The 5,093-nt window shown below is 43.0% G+C and carries 3 protein-coding genes and 1 pseudogene; 3 read left to right on the forward strand and 1 reads right to left on the reverse strand.

What is annotated here, in order from left to right:
- Nucleotides 1-421 precede the first annotated feature (421 nt).
- The 3 genes from mutS to mazF all read left to right on the forward strand — a co-directional run bounded on the left by mutS (nucleotide 422) and on the right by mazF (nucleotide 3,635).
- Entirely contained in the window at nucleotides 422-2,989 is a 2,568-nt protein-coding gene (gene mutS, locus H6G69_RS33305; RefSeq protein ID WP_190693989.1) for a DNA mismatch repair protein MutS, read from the forward strand.
- 66 nt (nucleotides 2,990-3,055) lie between these two features.
- The gene (locus H6G69_RS33310) at nucleotides 3,056-3,292 is read left to right on the forward strand and encodes a hypothetical protein (RefSeq protein WP_190693990.1); all 237 of its coding nucleotides are present in this window, start codon (nucleotides 3,056-3,058) and stop codon (nucleotides 3,290-3,292) included.
- On the forward strand, nucleotides 3,279-3,635 hold the full coding sequence (gene mazF, locus H6G69_RS33315) for an endoribonuclease MazF (RefSeq protein WP_190693991.1): 357 nt from the start codon (nucleotides 3,279-3,281) through the stop codon (nucleotides 3,633-3,635). Before H6G69_RS33310 ends, mazF begins: the two co-directional genes overlap by 14 nt.
- A gap of 5 nt (nucleotides 3,636-3,640) precedes the next feature.
- On the opposite strand, the pseudogene H6G69_RS33320 reads toward mazF, so the two are convergent.
- Nucleotides 3,641-4,990: pseudogene (locus tag H6G69_RS33320) on the reverse strand (ATP-binding protein); the annotation flags it as partial.
- Nucleotides 4,991-5,093: the final 103 nt, after the last annotated feature.

Consider the following 5,093-nt stretch of genomic DNA (forward strand, 5'->3'; position numbering starts at 1 on the left):
CGAAATACCCACTAAATCGCCAAACTCAGACACTTTCCACATAAACTTACTCACTATGGTTAGCTATGAATAAGTTTAGATAAGAATTTGGCTACTTAGTCAAGCTCTCATCTTCGTCGCCTTGAACCAGATAAACTACCAAAGATAATTTATAGCCAAGTTTAAAGGCTGCTACGAGTAAAACGACTAAAGGAGAGTATCACAAAATTAACCACGCTTCAAAGTTGCTGGATGTAGCTACTGTTCGCCAAGCTTCACCGTATTGCGTTCACCGAAGGTGTTGGCGTAGCCATCGCCTATTCTCTATAATTACAAGCCAAAATAGAAACCTAAAAAAATCTTGAGCGATCGCAAATCAACCTAACATCACGCTATTATCGAGTATTGTGGCTTTTGCGTGCGTGAATCCTGGCATCTATCTATGACCGCTTCTGACTCTGAAAACCAGCCAATGGAAACCAATCAACCCCCTGCGCCTCACGCTGATACGCGATTGGTAGACCGCAGTAAGCTGAGTAAAATGTACCAGCATTATGTGGAAGTTAAAGATAAGCATCCTCACGCACTATTGCTGTATCGGGTAGGCGATTTCTTTGAAACTTTTTTCCAAGATGCGGTGACTGTTTCTCGGGAACTGGAATTAGTTCTTACTAGCAAGCACGGTGGCGAAGTTGGGCGGGTGGCTATGACTGGTGTGCCGCATCACGCTTGGGAACGCTATACAACGCAGTTGGTAGAAAAAGGCTATGCAGTTGTGATTTGTGACCAAGTAGAAGATGCGTCAGAAGCGGTGGGTTTGGTGCGGCGGGAAGTCACACGCATCCTTACCCCTGGCACATTGTTAGAAGAGGGAATGTTGAAATCTAGCCGCAATAATTATTTGGCGGCGGTGGTGATGGCGGGGAATCATTGGGGTTTAGCTTACGCAGATATCTCGACTGGAGAATTTCTCACAACTCAAGGTAGCGATTTAGAACACCTCACCCAAGAATTAATGCGCTTACAACCTTCGGAGGTGTTGGTTCCCACCAACGCGCCTGATTTGGGGGCTTTGCTGCGTCCGGGGGAAACTTCGCCGCACCTTCCGCAATGTTTACCACCATCATTTTGTTATAGTTTGCGATCGCAAGTACCTTTTTCGCAAGGTGAAGCTAGAAGTAAATTATTGCAGAAATTCAAGGTGCGATCGCTCGAAGGTTTGGGTTGCGACCATCTTCCCCTAGCTGTGAGGGCGGCTGGCGGACTTTTGGAATATGTGGAAGATACCCAAAAAGAAAACGTAGTCTCGCTGCAAAGGCTACGCACCTATACCCTCACAGACTACTTAATTATTGACCACCAAACCCGGCGTAACTTAGAAATTACCCAAACAGTCCGTGATGGGACTTTTCACGGTTCTTTGCTGTGGGCGTTAGATAGAACTAGCACGGCAATGGGTAGTCGGGCTTTGCGGCGATGGTTGCTGCAACCGCTACTGGATATTAAAGGCATTCGCTCACGCCAAGATACAATTCAAGAGTTAAAAGAAAATACACCACTACGTCAAGATTTGCGGCAGTTATTACGGCAAATCTACGATTTAGAACGTCTTACAGGAAGGGCGAGTTCTGGTACAGCTAATGCGAGAGATTTAGTAGCTTTAGCTGACTCATTATCTCGTTTACCAGAGTTAGCCCGCTTAGTTGCCGATGCCCGTTCTCCTTTTTTGAAAGCATTACAAAAAGTGCCGTCTATATTAGAAGAATTGGCACAGAAAATTCAAGCCCACGTTGTCGAAGCACCGCCTTTACATTTAAAAGAAGGCGGCTTAATTCGTCCGGGTGTGAATGGTTTGTTGGATGAAAGAAAAGCCACAGTAGAAGCAGACCATCAATGGATAGCTAATTTAGAAGTTGATGAAAGGGCGAGAACTGGAATACCCACGTTGAAGGTGGGATTTAATGAAACCTTTGGCTATTACATTGGTATTTCCCGCACGAAAGCTGACCAAGTACCCGCTAACTATATCCGCAAGCAAACCCTGAAGAACGAGGAACGCTACATTACCCCAGAACTAAAGGAACGCGAAGCGCGTATTCTCAGTGCTAGGGATGATTTACATAAGTTGGAATATGAAATTTTTGTCGCCTTACGGGAAGAAGTTGGTGAACAAGCAGAGGCTATTCGCCAACTTTCACGCGCTGTGGCGGCGGCGGATGTGTTGTGCGGTTTAGCTGAGTTAGCAGTGCAACAAGGATACTGCCGTCCGGAGATGATTCCAGGGCGAGAACTAGAAATTGTTGACGGTCGCCATCCGGTGGTGGAACAATCATTACCTGCGGGGTTCTTTGTCCCTAATTCGACACAACTAGGGAGTAGTGAAACAGCCCTACTCCCTGATTTAATTATTCTGACCGGGCCAAATGCCAGTGGTAAAAGTTGTTACTTGCGGCAAGTAGGCTTAATTCAATTGATGGCGCAAATTGGTAGTTTTGTCTCGGCTAAGTCTGCGAAGTTGGGAGTATGCGATCGCATTTTTACCCGTGTGGGTGCAGTAGATGATTTAGCTACTGGTCAATCTACCTTTATGGTGGAGATGAATGAAACTGCTAATATTCTCAATCATGCCACATCTCGGTCGTTAGTTTTATTAGATGAAATTGGTCGCGGCACGGCAACTTTTGATGGGCTTTCGATTGCTTGGGCAGTAGCAGAATATTTAGCAATGGAGATTCGTTCGCGGACAATTTTTGCCACCCATTATCACGAATTAAATGAATTGGCAGGGATGTTACCGAATGTGGCAAATTATCAAGTCACAGTCAAAGAATTACCCGACCAAATTATCTTTTTACACCAAGTTCAACCCGGTGGCGCGGATAAATCTTATGGAATTGAAGCGGGAAGATTAGCAGGTTTACCAGCAGTTGTGATTCAACGGGCAAAACAAGTTATGGGGCAAATTGAGAAACACAGTAAGATAGCGATCGGTCTGAAAAATTTGGAGTAATATCAAAGAGATTGAATTCCATCTTTTAGGTCAACATACTGTTATTTTATTATCCAAAAAGCAAAAATGACTAATCAAAAGCTAACCCTTGAAATACCAGAATTACTCCTTGAGGAATTGCAACGTTTTGCTGAATTAACAGGTCAATCTGTAGAATCTTTGGCACTGCAAAGTATTAAAAATAGTCTATCTAGGTTTAGAGAGAAAATATATGACCTTGATGAATTACTGTCACAGGTAACAATGGATAATTTACATGGTGAAATCGATAGTGGAGAACCAGTAGGCCGTGAAATCTTCTAATTCACCAATTTACATTCCTCAACAAGGTGATATTGTTTGGATAGATTTTACACCCCAGGTTGGACGAGAACAAGCAGGTAGAAGACCTGCAATTATAGTGTCTCCATTTAAATATAATCGCAGAGTTGGATTAACTTTAGTGTGTCCAATTACTACAAAAGTTAAAGGATATCCTTTTGAGGTAGCACTTCCAGAGGGATTAGTAGTATCAGGCGTGATTTTAGCAGATCAGATAAAATCATTTGATTGGCGAGAAAGAAATGCAGAGTTTCTTTGTAAAGCACCACCCGAAGTAACTATTCAGGTAATTACTATGCTTAGAACGTTAATACCTCTGCCATAAATAAATCAATTTCTCCCTACAAGGCTGGCAACAACTGTGGCTAATTCTGCTGGTTGAACTGGCTTAGGTAAATGGAGTTGAAAACCTTCTTGAATAGCACGCATTCTATCTTCGGCGCGTGCATAGGCTGTTAAGGCGGCTGCGGGAATTTTACCACCTTGTTCTGGAGGTTGCGATCGCAATTTCCGAATTAACGAATAGCCATCTTCTTGCGGCATTCCAATATCGCTGACGATGACATCTGGTTTCCACTGGGGAATGATTTGCAATGCTTCTTGCACTGAACTGACTGTCTGCACTTGGGCTTGGCATTGTTGCAACACGGTATTTATATAGTCGCGGGTATCGGCTTCGTCGTCCACTACTAATACGCGTATTCCTGCTAGTGAAGGAGACACAGGCATTTCTTCAAAATCTGCATTAGTGCGCTTAGATGATGTAGTAGAAGTCTCTTGACTCGGCAATATTAACGGTAATTGAATTGTAAATGTCGTGCCTTGCCCTTCTCCGGCACTGTCAACCTGCACAGTACCGCCATGTAACTCAACTAAATGACGCACGATCGCTAAACCTAATCCTAACCCACCATGCGCCCTAGTACTAGAACTATCAGCTTGGCGGAAGCGGTCGAAAACATAAGGCAGAAATTCCGGTTTAATTCCCATCCCTGTATCAATTATTTGGATTTGGGCAGAATAATTGCTTTTGCTAGTAGTTATTTCTTGATTACTATCAGTATTGTGAGATAATTTGATTGTTACTTTACCGCCTTGGGGGGTAAATTTAATAGCATTGGATAATAAATTCCAAATAATTTGTTGCAAGCGATCGCTATCACCAGAAATTAAAAATTGCGGCTGAGAATTAGCTTGATTAATTACTGAAAATAGCAATTCAATTTCTTTAGCTTGGGCAGCAAGACTGACGGTTTCAATTGTTGATTCAATAATTGATACTAAATTACAAGTATAGACATTCAGCCTTAACTTACCTCTAATCATCCGGGAGATGTCGAGTAAGTCTTCTATCATTTGGGTTTGGCTGATGGCATTACGCTCAATTGTTTCTAGGGCTTTGGCAATTTGAGTTTCGTTGAGTTTTCTTGCTCGTAGCAGTTGTGCCCACCCAAGAATTGCATTGAGAGGCGATCGCAATTCATGAGAAAGTATAGCTAAAAACTCATCTTTCATCCGATTGGTTTCTTGCAACTGTTCGGTTTGTTGGCGCAACGAAGCAATTAATTTTGACCTTTCCATTGCGATCGCAATTTGGTCACAAACTGCCTGCATCATACTTCTTTGATTTTCGGTGAAGAATGACCGCGTGCAGCTACCGAAAGACAATGTACCTAAGAGGATGTTTGGAAAGTATTAAACGAATCAATTAAGCCAGTCTTCTCAGCATTAACCGAATCATTGCAACTTGCACAAATGTTTCATGGGTCTGCGGTAAAATCTC

The organism is Nostoc sp. FACHB-110 (assembly GCF_014697425.1).
In the GTDB taxonomy this organism is placed as follows: domain Bacteria; phylum Cyanobacteriota; class Cyanobacteriia; order Cyanobacteriales; family Nostocaceae; genus Nostoc_B.

Bases quoted from the DNA above. Each gene is read 5' to 3' on its own strand.
- mutS (WP_190693989.1), top strand. From the start codon at position 422: ATGACCGCTTCTGACTCTGAAAACCAGCCAATGGAAACCAATCAACCC.
- H6G69_RS33310 (WP_190693990.1), top strand. From the start codon at position 3,056: ATGACTAATCAAAAGCTAACCCTTGAAATACCAGAATTACTCCTTGAG.